Annotated in this window: 23 protein-coding genes; 22 read left to right on the top strand and 1 reads right to left on the bottom strand. The window is 68.3% G+C overall.

Annotated features, from left to right (window positions below; all coding sequences use genetic code 11):
• From cyoC to PARHAE_RS08635, 22 genes are all read left to right on the top strand, one after another.
• On the top strand, window positions 1-618 hold the full coding sequence (cyoC, locus tag PARHAE_RS08530) for a cytochrome o ubiquinol oxidase subunit III (RefSeq protein ID WP_126154182.1): 618 nt from the start codon (window positions 1-3) through the stop codon (window positions 616-618).
• Window positions 618-1,034 (top strand): cytochrome o ubiquinol oxidase subunit IV, encoded by a 417-nt coding sequence (gene cyoD / locus PARHAE_RS08535; protein ID WP_126154183.1) that lies wholly within the window; start codon window positions 618-620, stop codon window positions 1,032-1,034. Before cyoC ends, cyoD begins: the two co-directional genes overlap by 1 nt.
• Entirely contained in the window at window positions 1,031-1,717 is a 687-nt protein-coding gene (locus tag PARHAE_RS08540; protein ID WP_126154184.1) for an SURF1 family protein, read from the top strand. The genes cyoD and PARHAE_RS08540 overlap by 4 nt, the downstream gene beginning before the upstream one ends.
• Window positions 1,718-1,851: 134 nt before the next feature.
• Window positions 1,852-2,811, top strand: coding sequence for an AAA family ATPase (locus PARHAE_RS08545; protein ID WP_206436899.1), 960 nt, complete (start codon window positions 1,852-1,854; stop codon window positions 2,809-2,811).
• Window positions 2,805-3,635 (top strand): DUF58 domain-containing protein, encoded by an 831-nt coding sequence (locus PARHAE_RS08550; RefSeq protein WP_241232732.1) that lies wholly within the window; start codon window positions 2,805-2,807, stop codon window positions 3,633-3,635. Before PARHAE_RS08545 ends, PARHAE_RS08550 begins: the two co-directional genes overlap by 7 nt.
• Complete coding sequence (locus PARHAE_RS08555) at window positions 3,632-3,967, top strand: hypothetical protein (protein ID WP_126154185.1); 336 nt, start codon at window positions 3,632-3,634, stop codon at window positions 3,965-3,967. Before PARHAE_RS08550 ends, PARHAE_RS08555 begins: the two co-directional genes overlap by 4 nt.
• Window positions 3,964-4,908, top strand: a complete 945-nt coding sequence (locus PARHAE_RS08560) for a VWA domain-containing protein (protein ID WP_126154186.1) — start codon at window positions 3,964-3,966, stop codon at window positions 4,906-4,908. The genes PARHAE_RS08555 and PARHAE_RS08560 overlap by 4 nt, the downstream gene beginning before the upstream one ends.
• Window positions 4,896-5,795 carry a VWA domain-containing protein gene (locus tag PARHAE_RS21870; RefSeq protein ID WP_126154187.1) on the top strand — a complete coding sequence of 300 codons (900 nt, stop codon included), beginning with the start codon at window positions 4,896-4,898 and terminating at the stop codon, window positions 5,793-5,795. The genes PARHAE_RS08560 and PARHAE_RS21870 overlap by 13 nt, the downstream gene beginning before the upstream one ends.
• Complete coding sequence (locus tag PARHAE_RS08570; RefSeq protein WP_126154188.1) at window positions 5,792-6,409, top strand: hypothetical protein; 618 nt, start codon at window positions 5,792-5,794, stop codon at window positions 6,407-6,409. Before PARHAE_RS21870 ends, PARHAE_RS08570 begins: the two co-directional genes overlap by 4 nt.
• On the top strand, window positions 6,403-7,563 hold the full coding sequence (locus tag PARHAE_RS08575) for a BatD family protein (protein ID WP_126154189.1): 1,161 nt from the start codon (window positions 6,403-6,405) through the stop codon (window positions 7,561-7,563). Before PARHAE_RS08570 ends, PARHAE_RS08575 begins: the two co-directional genes overlap by 7 nt.
• Window positions 7,564-7,657: 94 nt before the next feature.
• Window positions 7,658-9,253, top strand: a complete 1,596-nt coding sequence (locus tag PARHAE_RS08580) for an ABC transporter substrate-binding protein (RefSeq protein ID WP_126154190.1) — start codon at window positions 7,658-7,660, stop codon at window positions 9,251-9,253.
• A gap of 87 nt (window positions 9,254-9,340) precedes the next feature.
• Complete coding sequence (locus PARHAE_RS08585) at window positions 9,341-10,333, top strand: ABC transporter permease (RefSeq protein WP_277600657.1); 993 nt, start codon at window positions 9,341-9,343, stop codon at window positions 10,331-10,333.
• Complete coding sequence (gene nikC, locus PARHAE_RS08590) at window positions 10,330-11,235, top strand: nickel transporter permease (RefSeq protein WP_126154191.1); 906 nt, start codon at window positions 10,330-10,332, stop codon at window positions 11,233-11,235. Before PARHAE_RS08585 ends, nikC begins: the two co-directional genes overlap by 4 nt.
• Window positions 11,232-12,110 carry an ABC transporter ATP-binding protein gene (locus tag PARHAE_RS08595; protein WP_126154192.1) on the top strand — a complete coding sequence of 293 codons (879 nt, stop codon included), beginning with the start codon at window positions 11,232-11,234 and terminating at the stop codon, window positions 12,108-12,110. The genes nikC and PARHAE_RS08595 overlap by 4 nt, the downstream gene beginning before the upstream one ends.
• A gap of 43 nt (window positions 12,111-12,153) precedes the next feature.
• Entirely contained in the window at window positions 12,154-12,906 is a 753-nt protein-coding gene (locus PARHAE_RS08600) for an ABC transporter ATP-binding protein (RefSeq protein ID WP_126154193.1), read from the top strand.
• An 82-nt stretch (window positions 12,907-12,988) separates the two neighbouring features.
• Entirely contained in the window at window positions 12,989-14,047 is a 1,059-nt protein-coding gene (locus PARHAE_RS08605; RefSeq protein WP_126154194.1) for an aldo/keto reductase, read from the top strand.
• 57 nt (window positions 14,048-14,104) lie between these two features.
• Window positions 14,105-15,028, top strand: coding sequence for a DnaJ C-terminal domain-containing protein (locus PARHAE_RS08610; RefSeq protein WP_126154195.1), 924 nt, complete (start codon window positions 14,105-14,107; stop codon window positions 15,026-15,028).
• Between the two features lie 3 nt (window positions 15,029-15,031).
• Complete coding sequence (locus tag PARHAE_RS08615; RefSeq protein ID WP_126154196.1) at window positions 15,032-15,385, top strand: hypothetical protein; 354 nt, start codon at window positions 15,032-15,034, stop codon at window positions 15,383-15,385.
• A gap of 165 nt (window positions 15,386-15,550) precedes the next feature.
• Window positions 15,551-16,360 carry an aminoglycoside 6-adenylyltransferase gene (locus PARHAE_RS08620; protein WP_126154197.1) on the top strand — a complete coding sequence of 270 codons (810 nt, stop codon included), beginning with the start codon at window positions 15,551-15,553 and terminating at the stop codon, window positions 16,358-16,360.
• 195 nt (window positions 16,361-16,555) lie between these two features.
• The gene (locus PARHAE_RS08625) at window positions 16,556-17,926 is read left to right on the top strand and encodes an MATE family efflux transporter (RefSeq protein ID WP_126154198.1); all 1,371 of its coding nucleotides are present in this window, start codon (window positions 16,556-16,558) and stop codon (window positions 17,924-17,926) included.
• 29 nt (window positions 17,927-17,955) lie between these two features.
• On the top strand, window positions 17,956-18,192 hold the full coding sequence (locus PARHAE_RS08630) for an Lrp/AsnC ligand binding domain-containing protein (RefSeq protein ID WP_126154199.1): 237 nt from the start codon (window positions 17,956-17,958) through the stop codon (window positions 18,190-18,192).
• Complete coding sequence (locus PARHAE_RS08635; protein WP_126154200.1) at window positions 18,192-19,286, top strand: pyridoxal phosphate-dependent aminotransferase; 1,095 nt, start codon at window positions 18,192-18,194, stop codon at window positions 19,284-19,286. The genes PARHAE_RS08630 and PARHAE_RS08635 overlap by 1 nt, the downstream gene beginning before the upstream one ends.
• A gap of 67 nt (window positions 19,287-19,353) precedes the next feature.
• On the opposite strand, the gene PARHAE_RS08640 is transcribed toward PARHAE_RS08635, so the two are convergent.
• Window positions 19,354-22,446: a valine--tRNA ligase gene (locus PARHAE_RS08640; protein WP_126154201.1), complete on the bottom strand. Its 3,093-nt coding sequence runs from the start codon at window positions 22,444-22,446 to the stop codon at window positions 19,354-19,356.
• Window positions 22,447-22,490: the final 44 nt, after the last annotated feature.

A 22,490-nucleotide genomic window follows, 5' to 3' on the forward strand; every position in this document is an offset into this window, starting at 1 on the left:
ATGAGCACCGTTTCCCAACATCCCCCCGGCGATTTCTGGGAGGTCGAGCCGCACCACCATCACGAGGGCGCCTCGACCGGCATCGGCTTCTGGGTCTACCTGATGAGCGACTGCCTGATGTTCGCGGTTCTCTTCGCGGTCTTCGGCGTGCTGGGCAGCAGCTATGCCGCCGGGCCGGGGCCGAAGGATCTGTTCGACCTGGAACTGGTGGCGCTGAACACCGCCTTCCTGCTGCTGTCCTCGATCACCTACGGCTTCGCTATGCTGGCCATGGTCAAGGGCCGCAAGGGCGGCACGCTGGGCTGGCTGGGGGTGACGCTGGTCTTCGGCCTGGCCTTCCTGGCGGTCGAGCTTTACGAATTCCACCACCTGATCCACCTGGGCGCCGGGCCGCAGCGGTCGGCCTTCCTGTCGGCCTTCTTCGCGTTGGTGGGCACCCACGGGCTGCATGTCGCCTTTGGGTGCCTCTGGCTGGTCACGCTGATGATCCAGGTCGGCCAGCGGGGGCTGATCGACGCCAACCGCCGCCGCCTGTCCTGCCTGTCGATGTTCTGGCACTTCCTGGACGTGATCTGGATCGGCGTCTTCACCTTCGTCTATCTGCTGGGGATGATCTGATGAGTTCGATTGAGGCCCAGGGCGACAAGCACCGCGCCGACCGCCGCGCGGATTCGCATGGCGATCGCCATGATGACGGCCACGACCACGGCAGCGTCCGGTCCTATCTGACCGGCTTCGTCCTGTCGGTGGTCCTGACGGCGATCCCCTTCGCGCTGGTGATGGGCGGCGGCTTCGAAAGCCGGCTGCTGACCGCCGCCGTGGTGGTCGGGCTGGCCTTCGTGCAGATCATCGTCCACATGGTCTACTTCCTGCACATGAACACCCGCAGCGACGAAGGCTGGACCATGATGGCGCTGATCTTCACCGTGGTGATCCTGGTCATCGTCCTGGCCGGGTCGCTGTGGGTCATGTATCACATGAACACCAACATGATGCCGCAGATGGATCACGAGGCGCTGGGCCTGGGGTCGTGACCGCCCGCCGCCGCCCCGTCGCGGTTCTGGTCGCCGCGGGGATCGTGTTCGTGATCCTGCTGGGACTCGGCGTCTGGCAGGTCCAGCGGCTGGCCTGGAAGACCGACCTGATCGCCCGCGTGGACGCGCGGGTGGCGGCGGCCCCGGTGGCCGCGCCCGGTCCTGCCGAATGGGATGCGCTGACCGAGGAGAACGCCGAATACCGCCGCGTCACGGTGGCGGGGGATTATCGTCCCGACAGCGACGTGCTGGTGCAGGCGGTGACCGAACGCGGGCCGGGCTTCTGGGTGATGACGCCGCTGCGGACCCAGGATGGCTGGACCGTGCTGGTCAACCGGGGCTTCGTCGCCGCCGACCGCCGCGACGACCGGCCCCTGCCTGCGGGTGCGCAGACCGTGACGGGTCTGTTGCGGCTGTCCCAGCCGGGCGGGGCCTTCCTGCGCGCCAACGATCCTCGGGCGGGCCGCTGGTATTCCCGAGACACCCAGGCCATCGCCGCCACGCTGGGCCTGCCGCGGGCCGCACCCTATTTCATCGACGCCGACCGAGCGGGCGGGGGGCAGCAGCCGGTGGGCGGAATGACGGTGATCGCCTTTCGCAACAACCACCTGTCCTACGCGCTGACCTGGTTCGCGATGGCGGGCCTGCTGGCATTTCTGACCCTGCGCGTGCTGCGCCGCTGACGGGCCTTTGTGCGGGATCATCCCGCGGGGGGCGGGATTTCAGACCAAAGTGGCAGGTAAATTCCCCCTTTTCGGCTGGATTTCAGTCGTTTGCGGCGGCAGTCTGGTCCCGTTCCAGCGCGAGGGAGGAAGCGATGGACGACCTGTCCGAACAATCCCATGCCGTCCGGCGACTGGGGGCCGAGATCGGCGCCACGCTGATCGGCCATGCCGTCCTGGTTGAACGGCTGCTGATCGCGCTGCTGGCCGGGGGCCATGTCCTGATCGAGGGCCCGCCCGGCATCGCCAAGACCCGCGCCGTCAAGGCGCTTGCCGCGCATCTGCCCGGCAGTCATGCGCGAATCCAGTGCACGCCCGACCTGCTGCCCTCGGATCTGACCGGCACGCAGGTGTTCCGGCCGGAAACCGGCGGCTTCGACTTCATCCCCGGCCCGATCTTCCACAGCCTCGTCCTGGTGGACGAAATCAACCGCGCGCCCCCCAAGGTGCAATCCGCCCTGCTGGAGGCCATGGCCGAAGGGCAGGTGACCTCGGGCGGCACCACGCGGCCCTTGCCCGATCCCTTCATGGTGGTGGCGACCCAGAACCCCATCGAACACGAAGGCACGTTCCCGCTGCCCGAGGCGCAGTTGGACCGCTTCCTGCTGCACCTGCGCCTGGACCTGCCGGGGGCCGAGGCAGAGCGCGCCATCCTGGATCTGGTCGAGGCCGAGGCGGTCGCCCCCATCGCTGCGCGCGGCACGATGATCGCGGCCGCTGATCTGGCCCAGGCGCGGGCCGAGGTGGCGCGGATCCATCTTGCCCCCGCGCTCAAGGATTTCATCGTCCGGCTGGTCATGGCGACCCGGCCGGGCGGGGCGGTGGCGGAATGGGTGGAACATCCGGTCTCGCCGCGCGGCACGCTGGCGCTGGCGGCCGGGGTCCGGGCGCGGGCCTGGCTGCACGGCCGCGACCACGGCCTGCCCGAGGATGCCGAGGCCCTGGCCGCCGACGCCCTGTCCCACCGCCTGATCCCCGCCTGGTCGGCCACCGGCGAAGGCCGCACCAGCCGCAGCCTGGTTGCCGACATCCTGCGCGAGGTCCGCCCGTGGTAGCCCTGCCTGCGGGCTTCCCCGACGCTCCGGGCATCCGGCTGACCGCCGCCGAACTGCTGGCCTTGCGCGATCAGGCGACCGGCCGGGGCAAGCATCGGCCCCTGACGCGCCGGGCCGGGGCGGTTCCCGCGCGGATGCCGGGCGCCGGCATGGATCTGCGCGAAATCCGCGCCTATGTCGCGGGCGACGATCCCCGGCGGCTGGATCCGGCGGCGACCGCGCGCACCGGCCATCCGCATATCCGCAGCCTGCACGAGGATCGCGACGACACCGTCCTGCTACTGGCCGATTTCCGCGCGCCGATGCTGTGGGGCACGGGCGCGGCGCTGCGCTCGGTCCGCGCCGCCCGGCATCTGGCGCAGGCGGGCTGGACCGTCGCGCTGCGCGGCGGGTCGGTGGCGGCGCTGATGGCGGGAACGCGGCTGGCGGAACTGCGCGGATCGGGCGGTGACGGGCAGATGGCCGCTGTCTGCCACGCCCTTGCGCGCCAGCACGATCAGGCCCTGGCCGCCCCCGGCCATGCGCCCCTGTCCGAGGCCCTGGCCCGCGCCATGCGCCTGTCGCCCTCGGGCGGGCGGGTGCTGGTCGCGACCTGCTTGGACGGGTTGGAGGGCGCCGAACCGGCCCTGGCGGCGCTGGCCCGGCGCCGGTCGGTCACGCTGGCGCTGATGCTGGACGACGCGGAAATCCGCCCGCCCTTGGGTCCGCTGGCGGTCAGCGACGGACAGCACAGCCGCCTCGCCCGCCTGGCCGCCCCCGACCTGTCCGCCGAAGTGACGCGCCTGCGCGCCCTGGGTGCCACCGTGGCCGAGATCGCGCCATGACCCGCGACGAACTGCTGGCCCGGCTGTCGCCGCCCCGCCTGCCCCTGGACATGGCGGCGCTGGGCTGGCGAGAGATGCTGGCGCTGGCGGGGATCGGGCTGCTGGCAGGGCTGGCCGTTGCGCTGCTGCTGCGCCCGCTGCTGGCGCGCAGGCCGTCGCGGCGCGCGCTGATCCGGGCCACGCGCGGCCAGCCGCCGCAGGACCGCATCCTGGCCATCGCCCGGATCCTGGGGCGGCTGCCCGACCCGCTGCGCCCCGCCGCCTATGGCGCGGCGCCCGCCCCCGACGACGCGACGCTGGAACGCATCGCCCTGCGCCGGGGCCGCAGGTGAGCCTCGCCTGGCCCTGGCTGCTGGCGTTGCTGCCGCTGCCGCTGATCCTGCGGCGCCTGCTGCCGCCCTTGGCCGTGCCCCGTCCCGCGCTGGCGGTGCCCGCCCATCTTCTGCAAGCGGCCCGTCCGGCGGGCGGGCGGATGCGCGCGCCATGGTTGGCGGGGCTGGCCTGGATCGCCCTGGTCCTGGCCCTGGCCGGACCCCGGATCGAGGTCGCCAGCGACGTGATCCCGGCATCGGGCCGCGACATCGTTCTGGTCATCGACCTGTCGGGCAGCATGTTGAAGACGGATTTCTTCCTGGACGGCCAGCCGGTCACGCGGCTGGACGCGGTCAAGCGCACCGCCTCGGCCTTCGTGGCGGCGCGGCGGGGCGACCGGATCGGACTGGTGATCTTTGGCGAGCGCGCCTATTTCGCGGCCCCCCTGACTTTCGACGTGGACGCCGTGGCCCGCGCCATAGACGAGGCGCAGATCGGCATTTCCGGGCGCGGCACCGCGATTTCCGACGGGCTGGGGCTGGCCGCCAAGCGGCTGGCGCGCAGCGATGCGCCGACGCGGGTGATCGTGCTGCTGTCGGACGGGGTGGACACGTCCGGCACCGTGCCTGCGGTCGAGGCCGCGCGGCTGGCCCATGACCACGGCATCCGGGTCCATTCGATCGCCCTCGGCCCCGAGGATCTGGAAAACCAGCCGCAGTCCCGCGATGCGGTGGACGTGGCGACGCTGCGGGCGGTGGCCCAGGTCTCGCAGGGCGAAAGCTTCCGCGTCCGCGATGCCGCCGATTTGCAGGCCATGGCGCGAAGCCTGGACCGGCTGGAGCCGAACCCCTCGGCCCGGCCGCCGATGCGGCTGTGGCAGCCGCTGTGGGTCTGGCCCGCCGCCGTCGCGGCGCTGTGCCTGGCGCTGATCGCAGGGGGGCGGCGCGGATGGACGGGCTGATCCTGCTGCGGCCCTGGTGGCTGCTGGCGCTGCTGCCGCTGGCGGGGCTGATCCTGCTGCGGGCGGCGCGCGCGCCCGATGCGGGCGGCTGGGAACGGGTGATGGGGCGCGACATGCTGCGGGCGATGCAGGCGCTGGGCGCGCTGGGCGGGCGGCAGCCTTTGTGGATGCGGCTGCTGGCGCCGCTGGCGCTGGCGGCGCTGATCTGCGGGCTGGCGGGTCCGGCGGTGCCGCGCAGCGATGCGCCGGTGCTGGCCCAGGCCGATGCGGTGGTGCTGGCGCTGGATCTGTCGCCATCCGTCGCCCAGGGGCCGGGGCTGGACCAGGCCAAGCTGGCGGCGGCGGGCCTGGCGCAGGCGCTGTCGGGCCGTCCCGTGGGCCTTCTGCTGTTCTCGGGCGAGGCGTTCACGGCGGCCGCGCCCACCCTGGACGTGGGCAGCTTGCAGACCCAGATCGGCGTCCTGGACGGCGACACCATGCCCGCCGGGGGCAGCCGCCCCGCCGCTGCCATCGGCATGGCCGCGCAGATGCTGGCCGGTCTGCCGCGCGCCGACCTGGTGCTGATTTCGGACGGCGGCGGCATCGACAGGCAGGCCGTGGCCGAGGCCGACCGGCTGGCCGCGCAGGGCGTCCGGCTGTGGGCGCTGCGCCTGACCGAGCGCGCCGCCGAAGCGCCCGCCGCCCCCCCCGAGGCGTTGGACCGGCTGGTGCGCGGGGGCGAGGCGATGGACTGGGACCGCATGGACCGTCTGGCCGCGCGGCTGGTCCGCAGCGGCGGATCGGTCCGCGATCCGGTCCTGCAAGCCCTGCAATACCGCGACCTTGGCCCCTGGCTGGCGATGCTGGCCCTGCCCCCGCTGCTGGTCATGCTGCGGAGGCTGGAATGAGGCCCGCGCTGATCGCCCTGGCCGGGATCGCGGCGCTGGCCGTCGCGGGACCGGGCGCGATGGGGCGGCTGGCGCTGCATGCGGGATGGGACCGCCCGGCGGCATGGCTGCTGTCCGACCCGGCGGCGCGGGGCGTGGCGCTGTATCGGCTGGGCGATTACGCGGCGGCGGACGCGGCCTTCGCCAGGGCGGGGCGGTCGCAGACCTATAACCGGGGGCTGTCGCTGGCGGCAGTCGGGGATTATCCGCTGTCGGTGGCCTATTTCGACGCGATGCTGTTTGCCAATCCCGCCGACGAACAGGCCCGCGCCAACCGAGACCTGGTCGCGGCGATGTATCCGCCGCACCGGGGCGAGTCCGTGGTGCCGGGCCGCATCAAGGGCGCGGGCGGCCTGCCTGCGGGGCAGAAGCCGATCTCGGAGCTGCTGGCCACCGCCGCAGGGCCGGAACAGCGCGAGGGCCGGGTCGAGGCCAGGGGTCTTGCCGCGACCGACCAGTGGCTGGACACCATTTCCGACGATCCCGGCGAATTCCTCAAGCTGCGCATCCGCGCCGAATTCGACCGCCGCGCCGCGTTGGGCCTGATCCGCCCGCAAGAGGGCGACCCATGGTGATCCGCATCCTTCTGGCCTGGCTGCTGACGGCGGGCGCCGCTTCGGCGCAGGGCGACACGCGGCTGATGATCCTGCACGACCACGGCAACCCCGTCGTGTCCGAGATGGTCGAACTGACGATCCGGGGCGAATACGACCTGACCGTCTCGCGCGAGAAGATGGAGTTTCCGAATTCGCCCGACTACGACTGGATCCAGACGGCGCGGGACGACTGGCACAAGGAACGCGTCCAGGGCCGACTGCTGCAAATCTTCGAACGCAAGATAGCGCTGTTTCCGCGCCGCGACGGCCCGGTGACGGTCGGGCCGATCAGCCACACCCTGACCTATGTGACGGCGGATGGCGGACGCGCGGAAACCACCGTGACCGCCGCGCCGGTCACCCTGTCGGTAAAGCCCTTCCCGGCGGATGCCCCGCCGCTGTCGGCGCGGCAGTTGACGGTGAAGGACGAGCTGTCCGCCGAACCCGGCCGCCTGAAAAAGGACGAGATCCTGACCCGCCGCGTCACGGTCGAGGCGTTGGGCACGCTGGCCCACCAGCTGCCGCCCCGGCCCGACCTGTCCGAACCCTGGCTGATCCTGTTCAGCCAGCCCGAGATCCGCGAGACCGTTCTGACCGAGGCCGGGCCGGTCGCGCGCGTCGTCTGGGAATGGCAGTTGCGCCCCCGGACCGGCGAGCCCGCCATCCTTCACGCCGAGGCGTTTTCCTGGTTCGACACCGACAACCGCCATGTCGAGGTCGCGCCGCTGAAGCCCATTCCCTTCGGCTTCGCGGGCTTCGGATCGAACTTCGGCGCCTCGGACCAGGTGGCCTGGCGCAACTGGCCGCTGGCCTTGTCGGCACTCGGCGGGGGGATGGCGGCCGCGCTGGGCCTGATGCTGCGGGGCCGGGGGCTGCTGCCCTGGGACGCGATGGCCGCGCGTCTGCGCCGCCTGCTGCCCGGTCCGCACCGGCGGGCCATGCGCCTCGCCGCCGAACGGCGCGACCTGGCGGCTCTGCGCGCCGCCGCCGCCGCCCATCTGCACTGGCGGCGCCAGCCCGCCCCGCCGATCCTGGCCGACCTGGACCGCCAGCTTTACGCCGCCGCGCCCCCGCCCGGCTTCGACGCCCGCCGCTGGCTGGCGGCGTTCCAGCGGACGTTGCGGCAGGCGTGATCATCGAAGGCTTGCCAGCCGCGCGGCCTTGGGCCACCCTTCACGTCATGCAAACCCGCGTCCAAGGCGGGGACGACAAGAACAGGGAACCATCATGAGACATCTGCTGACCCCCCGCGCCATCCTGCTGGCCTCGGCCCTGGCAATCGCGCCCGCCGCCTGGGCCGAGACGCCCGCCGACACGCTGGTGGTGGCCCATACAATCGACGACATCATCAGCCTGGATCCGGCGCAAAGCTTCGAATTCTCGGGCAATGACGTGAACCAGAACACCTATGACCGTCTGGTCGATTTCGATCCGATGGACATGGAGGCGGGCTTCAAGCCCAGCCTTGCCGAAAGCTGGGAAGTGTCCGAGGACGGCATGTCCATCACCTTCCGAATGCGCGAGGGCGTGAAGTTCCATTCCGGCAACCCGGTCCGGGCCGAGGATGCCGCCTGGTCGCTGCAACGCGCGGTCCAGCTGAACCTGACGCCCGCCTTCATCCTGACGCAGTTCGGCTTCACCGCCGACAATGTCGAGGACAAGATCACCTTCGACGACACCAGCCTGACCCTGCACCTGGACAAGCCCTATGCGCCGTCCTTCGTGCTGAACTGCCTGACCGCGAATGTCGCCAGCGTGGTCGACAAGGAAACCGTCATGGCGAATGCGGGCGACGATCTGGGCAATACCTGGCTGTCGAACAACGCCGCCGGATCCGGCCCCTATACCCTGACCGCCTGGCGCCCGAACGAGGCCGTGCAGCTTGCCGCGTTCGAGGAATACTGGCAGGGCGCGCCGACGATGAAGCGGGTGATCGTGCGCAACGTCCAGGAAAGCAGCGCACAGCGGCTGCTGCTGGAACAGGGCGACATCGACGTGGCCCGCAACCTGTCGCCCACCGATGTCGATTCCATCGCCAGCGTCGAGGGCGTCAAGATCCAGGACGAGCCGCGCGGCCGGATCCTGTATATGGGCCTGAACCAGAAGGATCCCGTGCTGTCGAACCCCGCCGTGATCGAGGCGATGAAGCATCTGGTCGATTACGACGGCATCGCGGGCAGCTTCCTGAAAGGCATGTTCGTTCCGCACCAGTCCTTCCTGCCCTCGGGCTATCTGGGCGCGCTGGACGACAATCCCTGGACCTATGATGTCGAGAAGGCCAAGAAACTGATCGACGATGCGGGCATGTCGGGCAAGACCATCGTCACCAAGGTCCGCGACCTGCGCGAATATACCGACGTGGCGCAGGCACTGCAGGCATCCATGGCCCAGGCCGGGCTGACGCTGGAAATCCAGCAGATGACCGGCGCGCAGGTTCTGGACGCCTATCGCGCACGCGAGGTGCCGGTCTTCATCGGCGAATGGGGGCCGGATTATTCGGACCCGAACACCAATGCCGCGACCTTCGCCTTCAACCCCGACAACAGCGACGAGGCCAAGGCCACCGGCCTGCTGGCCTGGCGCAATGCCTATGCCGTGCCCCAGGCGATGAACGAGGCCACCCTGGCCGCGACGCTGGAGCAGGATGCCGAAAAGCGCGCCCAGATGTATATCGACATCCAGAAGCAGTATCAGGCCGAGGCGCCGATCGTGCCGTTGTTCCAGCGGATCGAACCCACCGGCCTGCGCGAGAACGTCCAGAACTGGAACTCGGGCCGGTCGGTCGCCTCGGTCATGTATCGCCAGGTGACGAAGGGCGAATAGGCCTTGGCCGTGCCCGACACCGACGGAGGGGCGGCGGCACCGCCCCCCGACCACCGCGCCGCCGCCCGCCGCCGCCGCGTCCGCAGCATCGGAGGGACGCTGCTGTCGCTGGTCCTGACGATGCTGGGCCTGCTGCTGGTCACCTTCATCATCGGCCGGGTGATGCCCATCGACCCGGTGCTGAAGGTGGTGGGCGACCGCGCCACCCAGGCGCAATACGACGCCGCCTATCAGGCGATGGGGCTGGACCAGCCGCTCTATGTGCAGTTCGCGCGCTATCTGGGCGACGTGCTGACCTGCGATTTCGGGCGCTCCATCTCCACCGGGCAGCCGGTGGTGAACGACATCCTGCGCGTCTTTCCGGCGACCTTCGAACTGGCGACGCTGGGCACGCTGATCGGCGTCTTCGTCGGCGTGCCGCTGGGCGTGGTCGCCGCCGCGCGCCGGGGCGGGATCGTGGATCAGGTGGCCCGCGTGGTGGCGCTTGTGGGCTATTCCATGCCGATCTTCTGGCTGGGGCTGATGGGGCTGCTGCTGTTCTACGGCATCCTGGGCTGGGTCGGAGGGCCGGGGCGGCAGGGGATCATCTATGACGGCATGGTGCCGACCGTGACCGGCCTGATCCTGGTCGATTCGCTGATCGCGGGCGACTGGGCGGCGTTCAAGGACGCGTTCAGCCATATCATCCTGCCCGCCAGCCTGCTGGGTTATTACAGCCTGGCCTATATCAGCCGCATGACCCGCAGCTTCATGCTGGAACAGCTGTCGGCCGAATACATCACCACCGCCCGCGTCAAGGGCCTGTCCGAACGGGCGGTGATCTGGCGCCACGCGTTCCGCAACATCTCGATCCCGCTGGTCACCGTGATCGCGCTGTCCTTCGGGTCGCTGCTGGAAGGGTCCGTCCTGACCGAGATCATCTTTTCCTGGCCCGGCCTGGGCCAGTACATCACCAAGGCGCTGCTGTCGGGCGACATGAGCGCCGTCCTGGGCGGGACCGTGGTGATCGGCACCTGCTTCGTGGCGCTGAACCTGCTCAGCGATATCCTGTATCGCTTCCTTGACCCGAGGTCGAAATGAACGCCGCACGCCGGAACTGGCTTCTCTCCGACGCGCCGCAGACCCGCAGGCAGGCCCGGCTGGGCGCGCTGTATCAGGGCTGGCTGACCTTTCGCGCCAACAAGCTGGCGATGTTCGGGCTGATCGTGCTGATCGTGCTGATCGCGATGGCGGCCCTCGCGCCCTGGCTGTCGCCGCAAAGCCCCTTCGCGCAGGACCTGGCGAACCGGCTGCAACCGCCATCCGCCGCGCATTGGCTGGGCACCGACCACCTGGGCCGGGACATCCTGTCGCGGCTGATCCATGGCTCGCGCATCACGCTGTTCATCGTCGGCACCGTGGCGCTGATCGCGCCGGTGATCGGGCTGTTCATCGGCACGGTGGCGGGCTTTGCGGGCGGCTGGGTCGATCAGGTGCTGATGCGGATCACCGACATCTTCCTGGCTTTCCCCAAGCTGATCCTGGCCTTGGCCTTCGTCGCGGCCCTGGGGGCCAGTATCACCAACGCCGTGCTGGCGCTGGCCCTGACCGCCTGGCCGCCCTATGCGCGGCTGGCGCGGGCGGAAACGCTGACGATCCGCAACGCCGACTATATCGCCGCCGCCCGGCTGCAAGGCGCGGGGCCGCTGCGGCTGCTGGTCAGACATATCTGGCCGCTCTGCGTCAGCTCGCTGATCGTGCGGGTGGCTCTGGACATGGCGGGGATCATCCTGTCGGCGGCGGGCCTTGGCTTCCTGGGCCTTGGCGCGCAGCCGCCGATGCCGGAATGGGGGGCGATGATTTCGGATGGGCGGACCTATATCCTGGACTTCTGGTGGGTCGCCGCCATGCCGGGAATCGCGATCTTCATCGTCTCGATGGCCTTCAACCTGCTGGGCGACGGGCTGCGCGACGTGCTGGATCCCAAGGGGGCCAAGTCATGACGCTGCTGTCCGTCCGGAACCTGCGCGTGACCTTTCCGACCCGGCAGGGCACCTTCGAGGCCGTGCGCGGCGTCAGCTTCGACCTGGGCCGGGAACGGCTGGGCGTGGTGGGCGAATCGGGGTCGGGCAAGTCGATGACCGGCCGCTCGATCCTGGGCCTGGTCCGCCCGCCGGGCCTCGTCACCGCCGACCGGATGCAGCTTGAAGGCCAGTCCATCCTGAACCTGCCCGAACGCAAGATGCGCAAGATCCGGGGCAGGCGGATCAGCATGGTGATGCAGGATCCGAAATTCAGCCTGAACCCGGTGATGTCCATCGGCGACCAGATCGTCGAGGCCTATCGCCTCCATGCCGGCGGCGCCCGCGCGGCGGCCCGGCAAAAGGCGCTGGACATGCTGGCCGCGGTGCAGATCCGCGACCCCGAACGGGTGATGCAGGCCTATCCGCACGAGGTCTCGGGCGGGATGGGCCAGCGGATCATGATCGCGATGATGCTGGCCCCCGATCCGGAAATCCTGATCGCGGACGAGCCGACCAGTGCGCTGGACGTTTCGGTCAGGACCGAGGTTCTGAACATCATGGACCGCCTGGTCCGCGACCGGGGCATGGGGCTGATCTTCATCAGCCACGACCTGAACCTGGTCGCGCAATTCTGCGACCGGGTGCTGATCATGTATGCGGGCCGGATCGTCGAAACGCTGGCCGCGCGCGACCTGCACCAGGCCCGCCACCCCTATACCCGCGGCCTGCTGAACAGCCTGCCGCGCCTTGACGCGCCGCAGGACCGCCTGCCGGTCCTGCAACGCCAGGACAGCTGGCGCGACGGCGACCCGATCGCCGAAAGCCTGGAAACCGAATTTCCCGGAGGGCTCTGATGCTTCTTCTTTGCCCAAATACCCAGCCTCCACGGTCCCGCCCATGCTGACGGTCGAACACCTGAACGTCTGGTTCGGCCATCCTCCGGCCCGCGTGGATGCCGTGAAGGACGCGGGCTTCACCGTGGCCCCCGGCGAAAGCTTCGGCCTGGTGGGAGAATCCGGCAGCGGCAAGTCCACGATCCTGCGCGCCATCGCCGGCCTGATCGACACCTGGTCCGGCCGGATCGAGGTCGCGGGCCAACCCGTCGCCGCCCGCCGCCGCGACCGGGCCTTCTACAAGACCGTGCAGATGGTCTTCCAGGATCCCTATGCCAGTCTGCATCCCCGTCATTCGGTCGATGCGGTCCTGTCGGAAGCGCTGCGCCTGCAAGGCATGGACGACATCGACCGCCGGATCGCCCGGCTGCTGGACGACGTGGGCTTGGGGCGCGGCTTCCGCTTTCGCTATCCCCACCAGCTGTCGGGCGGGCAGCGCCAGCGCGTCGCCATCGCCCGCGCCCTGGCGGCCGAGCCGCGCCTGCTGCTGCTGGACGAACCCACAAGCGCGCTGGATGTCAGCGTGCAGGCGGAAATCCTGAACCTGCTGTCGGACCTGCGCGCCGAACATGGGCTGACCTATGTGATGGTCAGCCACGACCTGGCCGTGGTGGGCCATATGTGCGACCGGCTGGCCGTCATGCAGCAGGGCCGCATCGTCGAGGTAATGACGGTCGAGGATTTGCGCCGGGGGGCCGCGCGGCAGGATTATACCCGGCAGTTGATCGCCGCCTCGGCCGGGTACCAACGCGCCTGAAGGCCCGATACCGGCGGCGGCGCGGCCTTGCGCCTCGGCGCGTGATCGCTAACGTGCGCGCGAACGGACGAAAGGATTCCCCATGAAGCGCGTGACACTGGGCGGCAGCGATGTCGAGGTCAGCGAAATCTGCCTTGGCACCATGACCTTCGGCAACCAGACGGCCGAGGCGGACGGCCACGCCCAGATCGACCGCGCGCTGGATGCGGGGATCTCCTTCCTCGACACGGCCGAGATGTATCCCGTGAACCCTGTCCGGCGCGAGACCATCGGCCTGACCGAAACCATCCTCGGCAATTGGCTGGCGCGGCGCGGCAACCGCGACCGGGTGGAAGTCGCCACCAAGATCACCGGACCCAGCCAGATGGTGCGCGATGGCGCGCCCTTCGATGGCGCCATCGTCGCGGCGGCCATCGACGCCTCGCTGGAACGGCTGCAAACGGATCGGATCGACCTCTATCAACTGCACTGGCCGGTGCGGGGCAGCTATGCCTTCCGGCAGAACTGGGGTTATGACCCCTCGAAGCAATCGAAACAGCAGACCCTGGACCACATGGCCGATGTGCTGGGCGCGCTGTCGGCGGCGCGACAGGCGGGCAAGATCCGGGCGGTGGGCCTGTCGAACGAATCCGCCTGGGGCCTGACCCGCTGGTGCGACACGGCCGACCGGCTGGGCGCCCCGCGCATGGCCTCGATCCAGAATGAATACTCGCTGCTCTATCGCCTGTACGACACCGATCTGGCCGAGGTCGCCGTGAACGAGGATGTGACGCTGCTGGCCTATTCCCCGCTGGCCGCCGGGCTGCTGTCGGGCAAGTATTCCGGCGGCGCGATGCCCGACGGCAGCCGCGCGGCGGTGGACAAGGCGACGGGCGGCCTGGGCAACCTGGGCGGGCGCAAGACCCCGCAGGGGGTGGCCGCGACCGAGGCCTATCACGCCCTTGCCGCCGAACACGGCTGGGATCCGATCCACATGGCGATCGCCTGGCAGTCCACCCGTCCCTTCAAGGTGGTGCCGATCATCGGCGCCACGCGCATCGACCAGCTGGACCGCCTGCTGGCGGGCCTGGGCAAGGCGGTGCCCGACGATCTGCGCAAGGCCATCGACCGGCTGCACAAGCAATATCCGCTGCCCTATTGATGAACGCCGCGTCCTGCCTATCTATTTGATCCGAAAGCACGGACACGAGGACAGGTCATGGCGGGCGATCCTTATGCAGCCTTGGGACTGACGAAATCGGCCAGCGACGCCGACATCAAGAAGGCCTATCGCAGGATCGCCAAGGCGGATCATCCCGACCTGAACCCCGATCCCGCGGCGACGGCGCGCTTCAAGGCGGCCTCGGCCGCCTATGACCTGCTGAAGGATCCCGAACAGCGCCGCCGCTTCGACGCGGGAGAGATCGACGACCAGGGCCAGGAACGCCCGCAGCGCCGCGCCTGGCGTGACCATGCCGAGGCGGCGGGAAACCCCTATGCCCGCAGCTACGGCTTCGACAGCGACCCCGACCTGTCCGGCGTGTTCTCGGATCTGTTCGGGCGGCGCGGCGGCTTTCATCGCGGCCACGAGTATGACGATCCGCGCGATTTCCATGTGCGCGGGCAGGATTACCGCTTCTCGCTCCAGGTCGATTTCCTGACCGCCGCGCGGGGCGGCAAGACCCGCATCACCCTGCCCGAAGGCGGCGATCTGGAGGTCACGATCCCCAGGGGGGTCCGCGACGGCCAGACCATCCGGCTGAAGGGCAAGGGCGGCCAGGGCCTGGGCCAGGGCGGCGCGGGCGATGCCTATCTGACGATCAGCGTCGCCCCCCATCCCGATTTCCGGCGCGAGGGCGACGACATCCTGCTGACCCTGCCGATCAGCCTGCCCGAGGCCGTGCTGGGCGGCAAGGTCACCGCCCCCACCATCGACGGTCCGGTGAACCTGACCATCCCCAAGGGGGCGACCACGGGCCAGAAGCTGCGCCTGCGCGGACGCGGCATCAACGGCGGCGACCAGCATGTGGAACTGAAGGTCGTGATGCCGCCCAAGGTCGACGACGACCTGGCCCGGTTCTTCGAGCAGTGGCGCAAGGATCACCCCTATGATCCGCGCGCCGGGATGAAAGCGGAGGGATAAGCGATGGCCCGTCACTATTCCGAAGCCGAGGTCGTGGCGATCCTGGACGGCCTGGACCCGGACCGCCTGCGGTCCTTCGTGTCGGCCCATGTGGTGACGCCTGTGGTCACCCCGCAGGGCGCCGCCTATACGGAAACCGACCTGGCGCGGCTGCAACTGCTGTGCGACCTGTCGGATTTCTACGACCTGCCCTCGGATTCCCTGGGCATGGTGATGTCGCTGATCGACCAGCTGAACACCGCGCGCGGCGACATGCGCGCGCTGATCCAGGCCGTCGCCACCGAACCCGACGAGGTGCGGGGACGAATCCAGAAATCGGTCCGGCGGCTACGGATCGTGACGGTAGACAGGAAATAGGGCGGGATAGCTGTGGTGGGGGCTTCGTGGGCCGGAACAAGCCTGCGGAGGCGGTCGACCGGACCGGTTGGCGCTTTATCGGATGGCTGCTATGCGGACAAAGCTGCCGGTCGACAGTAAGCTAGCTGCACTTTCTAGGGTCAGTGCAGAGCAGATGAGCAAACCATGGATTATGATAGCGTCCTCCGTGACATCATCAATTGGGCGAGGTCTGATAGAAACATTCGTTGTGTCGTGCTGACGGGTTCAGCCGCCGCTGCCAGCGATCATCCTCTGTCGGATCGCGACATTGAAATACACCTTCGAGATCCCAAGGCTCTCGAACGGGACGATTATTGGTGGAACGCCTTGGGCACCGTCTTGGCAGTCGAAAAACTAGAAGACGCTGATGGTCAGCCGACGCGCCTAATCTACTACTCTGGTGGCAAGTTGGATTTCACGCTTGTCGACGTGACCGTAGCGAGCGGTGTCTATGATCGGCCTTTCCGGGTCTTGCTCGATAAGGATGGTGCTGCACAGAAGTTCAGACGTTCCAAGCCTCCGGCCGCGTTGCCGGATCAGGAAACCTATGATGAGTGTGTGAACTGGGCCAGTGCAGCGGCTCTGATGACCGCTAAGGCGATTGTAAGAAATGAACCGTGGTCCGTGAAAATCCGAGACAGCGATCTCAAATCGGAACTGTTGCGCATGATCGAATGGGACCATCTCCTCAGATATGGTGGCAGCCGTGACGTTCGCTATCTTGGGACCAGAATGCGGCAATGGATGGACACAGAGACGCAGAAACGTCTCGAAGGGTGTTGGGCGACCTTTAGCTTGATCGATAGCGAGCGGGCCTTGATTGCTTCACATCAGCTTTTCCATGAATTGGCTGCGAAGGTCGCCATCGCGAGAGGTCTGATTGGCTTTGATCATGAGGCGGTGCGCGCCGAGATGTCTGATATTCTCACAACCGCAGGCCAATTCGACGAATGACGGCAATTGGCTCAACCTGCTTTTGCCGGGTTTCAGCGCAGCCTTGGTTTTGTCTCTCCGTTCCCGGTTGATCCCGGTCTGTCGGCAAGACTCCCCACCCCAAGCGTTTCTCCAACCCAGCTTTCAACGCCTGGGGTAAACTGCCCTGCCGACTTGCAGATTGTGAAACCCCAAGCCTCGCGCTAAGCCAGCCGCATGGCCCGCTATCTTCCCCATATCACTGCCACCCTGGCCTTGGGCCTGCCGTTGATCGGCAGCCATCTGGCGCGCATGGGCATCCATGTCAGCGACACGGTGATGCTGGGCTGGTACGGGGTCGAGGCGCTGGCGGCCTTGGTCATCGCCACGTCGATGATCCACATCCTGTATTTCCTGGGCATGGGCTATGGCACCGGCGTCATGGGCCTGATCGCGACCGCTGTCGCGCGGGGCGACGAAACGGATGTGCGCCGCGCCGCCCGCATGGCGCTATGGCTGTCGGCGATCCATTCGATCCTGTGCCTGCCGCTGTTCTGGTTCTCCGGCCCGATTCTTCTGGCCTTGGGGCAGACCGAAACCGTGGCCGCGCTGGCGCAGGATTTCCTGCGCATCGCCGGCTGGGGCCTGCTGCCGATGCTGTGCGCGCTGGCGCTGAATTCCTATCTGGCGGCGCTGGAGCGGGCGCAGGTGGTGATGTGGGTGACGCTCGCAGGGCTGCCGGTGAACATCGCGCTGATCTGGCTGCTGACCTTCGGCAACATGGGCTTTCCCGAACTGGGCGTGCGCGGCGCTGCCATCTCCAGCGTGATCGTCCAGACCATGCAGCTTGCGGTCCTGGCGCTTTATGCCCATTGGCTGCCCGCCACGCGCAAGTATCATCTGTTCCAGCGGTTCTGGAAACCCGACTGGGCTGCCCTGCGCCAGGTGTTCCGCCTGGGCTGGCCCATCGGCCTGACCCTGGTGGCCGAGGGCGGGCTGTTCGTCGGATCGAACATCATGATGGGCTGGATCGGCACGCAGGAACTGGCCGCGCATGGGATCGCGCTGCAAATCACCTCGATCACCTTCATGGTGCATCTGGGCCTGTCGAACGCCGCCACGGTCCGGGTGGGCCAGGCCAAGGGGCGCGGCGACGCCGCCTGGATGCGCGACGCGGCGATCACGGTGATCGGCATGTCTCTGGCCTTCGCGGCCCTGGCCATCGCCGTCTACCTGCTGGCGGGCGAGGGGCTGGTGCGCCTGTATCTTGACCCCGCCGATCCGCGCGGGCCCGCCATCGTGGCGCTTGGCGCGGGGCTGCTGGTCTATGCCGCGCTGTTCCAGCTGACCGACGCCTTCCAGGTGATTGCCCTGGGCTTCCTGCGCGGCGTCCATGACACCCGCGTGCCGATGTGGATCGCCGGGTTCAGCTATTGGGTGGTGGGCATGCCGGTGGCCTGGGGGCTGGCCTTCCCGCTGGGTTTCGGGCCCGCCGGTCTGTGGCTGGGCCTTTGCGTCGGGCTGACAGTGGCGGCCGTGCTGCTGATGGCGCGGTTCTGGCGCGGCCATGCGCGGGGGGTCTGGACCCGTCCGGCCGCGGCGGTCTAACGTGGCGCCGACCGGCAAAGGAGGCCAATATGCGACCCGTCTTCGTTCAGTTCCGCTGCGAGCCTGGCAAGACCTATCAGGTCGCCGAGGCCATCTATGACCGTGAAGTCGTCAGCGAACTTTATTCGACCTCGGGCGATTACGACCTGATCGCCAAGGTCTATATCCCCGAGGACGAGGATGTCGGCCGCTTCCTGTCCGAAAAGCTGTTCGACATTCCCCATATCAGCCGCACGCTGACCACCATGACCTTCCGCGCCTTCTGATGGTCCGCCTTGCCCCGATCCCGGCGGGCCTGCCCGCGACCGTCCCCTTTGTCGGACCCGAAACGCTGGAGCGTCAGTCGGGCCGCCCCTTCGCCGCGCGGCTTGGCGCCAATGAAAACGGTTTCGGTCCCAGCCCCCGCGCGGTGTCCGCGATGCAGGCGGCTGTGGCAGAGGTCTGGAAATACGCCGATCCGACCAGCTTCGACCTGACGGCGGCGCTGGCCGCCCATCACGGCGTCCGGCCCGAAAACATCATGGTGGGCGAAGGCATCGACGGGCTGCTGGGGCTTCTGGTGCGCCTGACGGTCGCGCCCGGCGATGTGGTGGTAACCTCGGATGGGGCCTATCCCACCTTCAACTTCCATGTCGCGGGCTTCGGCGGGGTTCTGGACAAGGTGCCTTATCGCGACGATGCCGAGGATCCGCAGGCTCTGGCCGAACGCGCCCGGCAGACCGGGGCGCGGCTGATCTATCTGGCCAATCCCGACAACCCGATGGGAAGCTGGCAGGACGGCGCGGCGATTGCTGCGATGGTGGATGCCCTGCCGCCCGGCAGCCTGCTGGTCCTGGACGAGGCCTATGCCGAATTCGCCCCCGCAGAGGCGATCCCGGCCATCTCTGCCGACGATCCGCGCGTCATTCGGATGCGCACCTTTTCCAAGGCCTATGGCATGGCGGGCGCGCGGGTAGGCTATGCCATCGGCCATCCCGACCTGATCGCCGCCTTCGACCGGGTGCGCAACCATTTCGGCATGAACCGCATCGGCCAGATCGGCGCACTTGCCGCCTTGCAGGACCAGGACTGGCTGGCCCAAGGGGTCGCGCAGGTCGCCGCCGCCCGCGACCGCATCGCAGCGATCGGCGCCCGGAACCAATTGACCGCGCTGCCCTCGGCCACCAATTTCGTGGCGCTCGACACGCATCGCGACGGCGCCTTCGCCCGCCGCCTGGTCGATGCCCTGGCCGGTCAGGGCGTCTTTGTCCGTATGCCCGGCGTCGCGCCCCTGAACCGCTGCATCCGCATCAGTTGCGGCCCGGATGCCGAGCTTGACATCCTGGAACAGGCCCTGCCGCGCGCGCTCGCCACGCTCTAGGCTTCTTCTTTGTCCAAACACCCCCGCCGGAGGCGCCTGCCTTCCCGGCAAGCGCCGCCGCCGACCATTACAGCGCCGCCAGCTGCGCCAGGGCCGCGCGCAGACGGGCGATGTCGTCGTCAAGCGCGGCCAGCTTCTCTCGGGTTTCCTCGATCACCTCGGCCTCGGCATTCTCGACGAATTTCGGGTTCGACAGCCGCTTGCGAAGCCCGTCCGCGTCCTTCTCGGATTTCGCCACCGCCTTCTGCAACCGCGCCGTTTCCGCGCCCGCGTCGATCACGTCGCCGATGGGCAGCGCAAAGCTCGCCCCCTGCGCCGCGACGGCGATCATGCCCTTGCCCGCCGCGCCGTCCACCGGCGCATTGACCCGCGCCAGCCGCTCGATCAGGGGTGCGTTGGCGGACAGCGCCGCGCGGGCGGCATCGTCAGCCTCGGTCACGATCAGGTCCAGCTTGGCACCCGCCGGAACGCCCATCTGGGCGCGGGCGGACCGGACCGCCTCGATCAGGGCGATCACCCAGTTCATCTGCCGGTCCGCATCAGTGTCGATCAGTTCGGCGCCATAGGCCGGCCAGTCGCCATGGACCAGCATCTTCGGACGGTCGCCGGTCAGCGACCACAGTTCCTCGGTCACGAAGGGCATGATCGGGTGCAGCAGCAGATAGCACTGGTCCAGAACCCAGCCCATCGTGGCGCGGGTCTCGCTCGCATGGTCGCCGTCGAACAGGGGCTTGGCGAATTCCACATACCAGTCGCAGACCTTGCCCCAGACAAAGGCGTAAAGCCCGTTCGCCGCGTCGTTGAAGCGATAGGAGGCCAGCGCCTCGTCGGTGGCCATGCGGATCCGCGCGACCTCTCCGATGATCCAGCGGTTCACCGTGTGGGTCGGCTGGGGCAGGGCGCCGCCGCCGCGCACGCCGTTCATTTCCGCAAACCGCGTGGCGTTCCAGATCTTCGTGACGAAATTCCGCGCCCCTTCGACATGCTTCGGCCCCAGCTTCGGGTCGCGGCCCATCGCGGCCATGCCGGTCAGCGTCATGCGCAGCGCATCGGCGCCGAAATCGTCGATCAGCGTCAGCGGGTCGATGACGTTGCCCTTGGACTTCGACATCTTCGCGCCCTTTTCGTCGCGCACCAGACCGTGGACATAGACGGTGCGGAAGGGAATATCGCCCGCCACCTCAAGCTGCATCATCATCATCCGGGCGACCCAGAAGAAGATGATGTCGAAGCCTGTGACCAGCACGTCAGTCGGGAAATACTTGCGCAGCGCCTCGGTCTGTTCGGGCCAGCCCAGCGTGCCCAGCGGCCAGAGGCCGGACGAGAACCAGGTGTCCAGCACGTCGGGATCGCGCCAGACGGGATAGACCAGCCTGGTCGGATCCTGCGTCAGGTTGTATTCGGCCAGCCCCCGCGCCAGGGCGTCGATGGCCGCCTCGCGGTCTTCGACCTCGATCACGCGCGAGATTTCAAGGGGCTGCGGCAGATCGACGATATCGGCGCGGAACCGGTCGGCGACGGCCTTGAAATCGGCGGCGGCGTGGTGGATCTCGCCACGCTGGACCAGCCCGTCGACCAAAAGCTCGAACAGTTCGACCTCATCCAGGGCGCCGTCGCCCTCGTCGTCCTGAAAGCCCTCGGGGGCGGTCATGTCCAGACCATACCACACCGGAATCTGATGCCCCCACCAAAGCTGGCGGCTGATCGTCCACGGCTCGATATTTTCCAGCCAGTTGAAATAGACCTTCCTGTGCTGTTCGGGCAGGATCTGGGTGCGGCCGTCGCGCACGGCCTCCAGCGCGGGGCCGACGATGCGCTTCGTATCAACGAACCACTGGTCGGTCAGCATCGGCTCGATCACCACGCCGGAGCGGTCGCCGAAGGGCTGCATGATCGGCTTCGATTCGACCAGCGGACGGCGTTCCAGATGCTCGGCCCCGGTTTCGGCGTCGATTTCCTTGTGCAGGTATGTGACGGCAAGACCCTCGGCATTGATCTGTTCGACCACGCGGCGGCGCGCCTCCATCCGGTCGAGGCCGCGCAGATCCTCGGGGACAAGGTTCACGTCGGACACGTCGCCCACATCCTCGCCCCGCGCGGCGCGGGACGCGACGGCGGCGCTTTCGGCATAGGACAGCCCGTCGCTGCGCATCGCGCCCTTGGTGTCCATCAGCGCATACAGCGGGATGTTGTTGCGCATCGCCACGCCATAGTCGTTGAAGTCATGCGCCCCGGTGATCTTGACCGCGCCGCTGCCGAAAGCGGGGTCCGGGTATTCGTCGGTGATGATCGGGATCAGGCGGCGATATTCCTTCGGCCCGACCGGGATTTCGCACAGCTTGCCGACGATGGGGGCATAGCGGGCGTCGTCGGGATGGACCGCCACCGCACCGTCGCCCAGCATGGTCTCGGGCCGCGTCGTGGCGATGCTGATATAGTCGCGGACCTCGCGCAGGGTGACGTTGCCGTCCGCGTCGCGTTCCACGTATTCATAGGTCTCGCCGCCCGCCAGCGGGTATTTGAAATGCCACATATGGCCGGGAACCTCGCGGTTCTCGACCTCCAGGTCGCTGATCGCGGTTTCGAAATGCGGATCCCAGTTCACCAGCCGCTTGCCGCGATAGATGATGCCCTTGTCATACAGGTCCACGAAGACCCGGATCACCGCGTCGTGGAAATTGCCCTCTTCGCCTTCAGGGGCGCCGGGCGCGCCTGACATGGTGAAGGCGTTGCGCGACCAGTCGCAGGAGGCGCCAAGCCGCTTCAACTGGTTGATGATCGTGTCGCCGGATTCCTGCTTCCAGGCCCAGATCTTTTCGACGAATGCTTCGCGCCCGATGTCGCGGCGGCCCGGTTCCTGGCGTTCGGCCATGCGGCGTTCGACCACCATCTGCGTGGCGATGCCGGCATGGTCCTGGCCGGGCTGCCACAGCGTGTCGAAGCCGCGCATCCGGTGCCAGCGGACCAGGATGTCTTGCAGCGTGTTGTTGAAGGCGTGGCCGATATGCAGGCTGCCGGTGACGTTCGGCGGCGGGATCATGACCGTGAAGGTTTCGCTGCGCGAAGCGTTGGCCCCGGCGGCGAAGGCGTTCTGCTGTTCCCACTGGGCGCTGATCCGCGCCTCGGCGGCCTTGGCGTCAAAGCTTTTGTCCATGCTCATGTCGGCGATCCCCTTGCTTGGGGATGGATTAGCGAAAGGCTGCG

This window comes from Paracoccus haematequi (genome assembly GCF_900631945.1).
GTDB lineage: Bacteria > Pseudomonadota > Alphaproteobacteria > Rhodobacterales > Rhodobacteraceae > Paracoccus > Paracoccus haematequi_A.

Excerpts from the sequence above, each read along its gene's own strand:
- PARHAE_RS08610 (WP_126154195.1), top strand. The coding sequence starts at position 14,105 with ATGGCGGGCGATCCTTATGCAGCCTTGGGACTGACGAAATCGGCCAGC.
- PARHAE_RS08600 (WP_126154193.1), top strand. The coding sequence starts at position 12,154 with ATGCTGACGGTCGAACACCTGAACGTCTGGTTCGGCCATCCTCCGGCC.
- PARHAE_RS08570 (WP_126154188.1), top strand. The coding sequence starts at position 5,792 with ATGAGGCCCGCGCTGATCGCCCTGGCCGGGATCGCGGCGCTGGCCGTC.
- PARHAE_RS08630 (WP_126154199.1), top strand. The coding sequence starts at position 17,956 with ATGCGACCCGTCTTCGTTCAGTTCCGCTGCGAGCCTGGCAAGACCTAT.
- PARHAE_RS08615 (WP_126154196.1), top strand. The coding sequence starts at position 15,032 with ATGGCCCGTCACTATTCCGAAGCCGAGGTCGTGGCGATCCTGGACGGC.
- nikC (WP_126154191.1), top strand. The coding sequence starts at position 10,330 with ATGAACGCCGCACGCCGGAACTGGCTTCTCTCCGACGCGCCGCAGACC.
- cyoC (WP_126154182.1), top strand. The coding sequence starts at position 1 with ATGAGCACCGTTTCCCAACATCCCCCCGGCGATTTCTGGGAGGTCGAG.
- PARHAE_RS08545 (WP_206436899.1), top strand. The coding sequence starts at position 1,852 with ATGGACGACCTGTCCGAACAATCCCATGCCGTCCGGCGACTGGGGGCC.
- cyoD (WP_126154183.1), top strand. The coding sequence starts at position 618 with ATGAGTTCGATTGAGGCCCAGGGCGACAAGCACCGCGCCGACCGCCGC.
- PARHAE_RS08640 (WP_126154201.1), bottom strand. The coding sequence starts at position 22,446 with ATGAGCATGGACAAAAGCTTTGACGCCAAGGCCGCCGAGGCGCGGATC.
- PARHAE_RS08555 (WP_126154185.1), top strand. The coding sequence starts at position 3,632 with ATGACCCGCGACGAACTGCTGGCCCGGCTGTCGCCGCCCCGCCTGCCC.
- PARHAE_RS08635 (WP_126154200.1), top strand. The coding sequence starts at position 18,192 with ATGGTCCGCCTTGCCCCGATCCCGGCGGGCCTGCCCGCGACCGTCCCC.
- PARHAE_RS08580 (WP_126154190.1), top strand. The coding sequence starts at position 7,658 with ATGAGACATCTGCTGACCCCCCGCGCCATCCTGCTGGCCTCGGCCCTG.
- PARHAE_RS08625 (WP_126154198.1), top strand. The coding sequence starts at position 16,556 with ATGGCCCGCTATCTTCCCCATATCACTGCCACCCTGGCCTTGGGCCTG.
- PARHAE_RS08575 (WP_126154189.1), top strand. The coding sequence starts at position 6,403 with ATGGTGATCCGCATCCTTCTGGCCTGGCTGCTGACGGCGGGCGCCGCT.
- PARHAE_RS08620 (WP_126154197.1), top strand. The coding sequence starts at position 15,551 with ATGGATTATGATAGCGTCCTCCGTGACATCATCAATTGGGCGAGGTCT.
- PARHAE_RS08595 (WP_126154192.1), top strand. The coding sequence starts at position 11,232 with ATGACGCTGCTGTCCGTCCGGAACCTGCGCGTGACCTTTCCGACCCGG.
- PARHAE_RS08605 (WP_126154194.1), top strand. The coding sequence starts at position 12,989 with ATGAAGCGCGTGACACTGGGCGGCAGCGATGTCGAGGTCAGCGAAATC.
- PARHAE_RS21870 (WP_126154187.1), top strand. The coding sequence starts at position 4,896 with ATGGACGGGCTGATCCTGCTGCGGCCCTGGTGGCTGCTGGCGCTGCTG.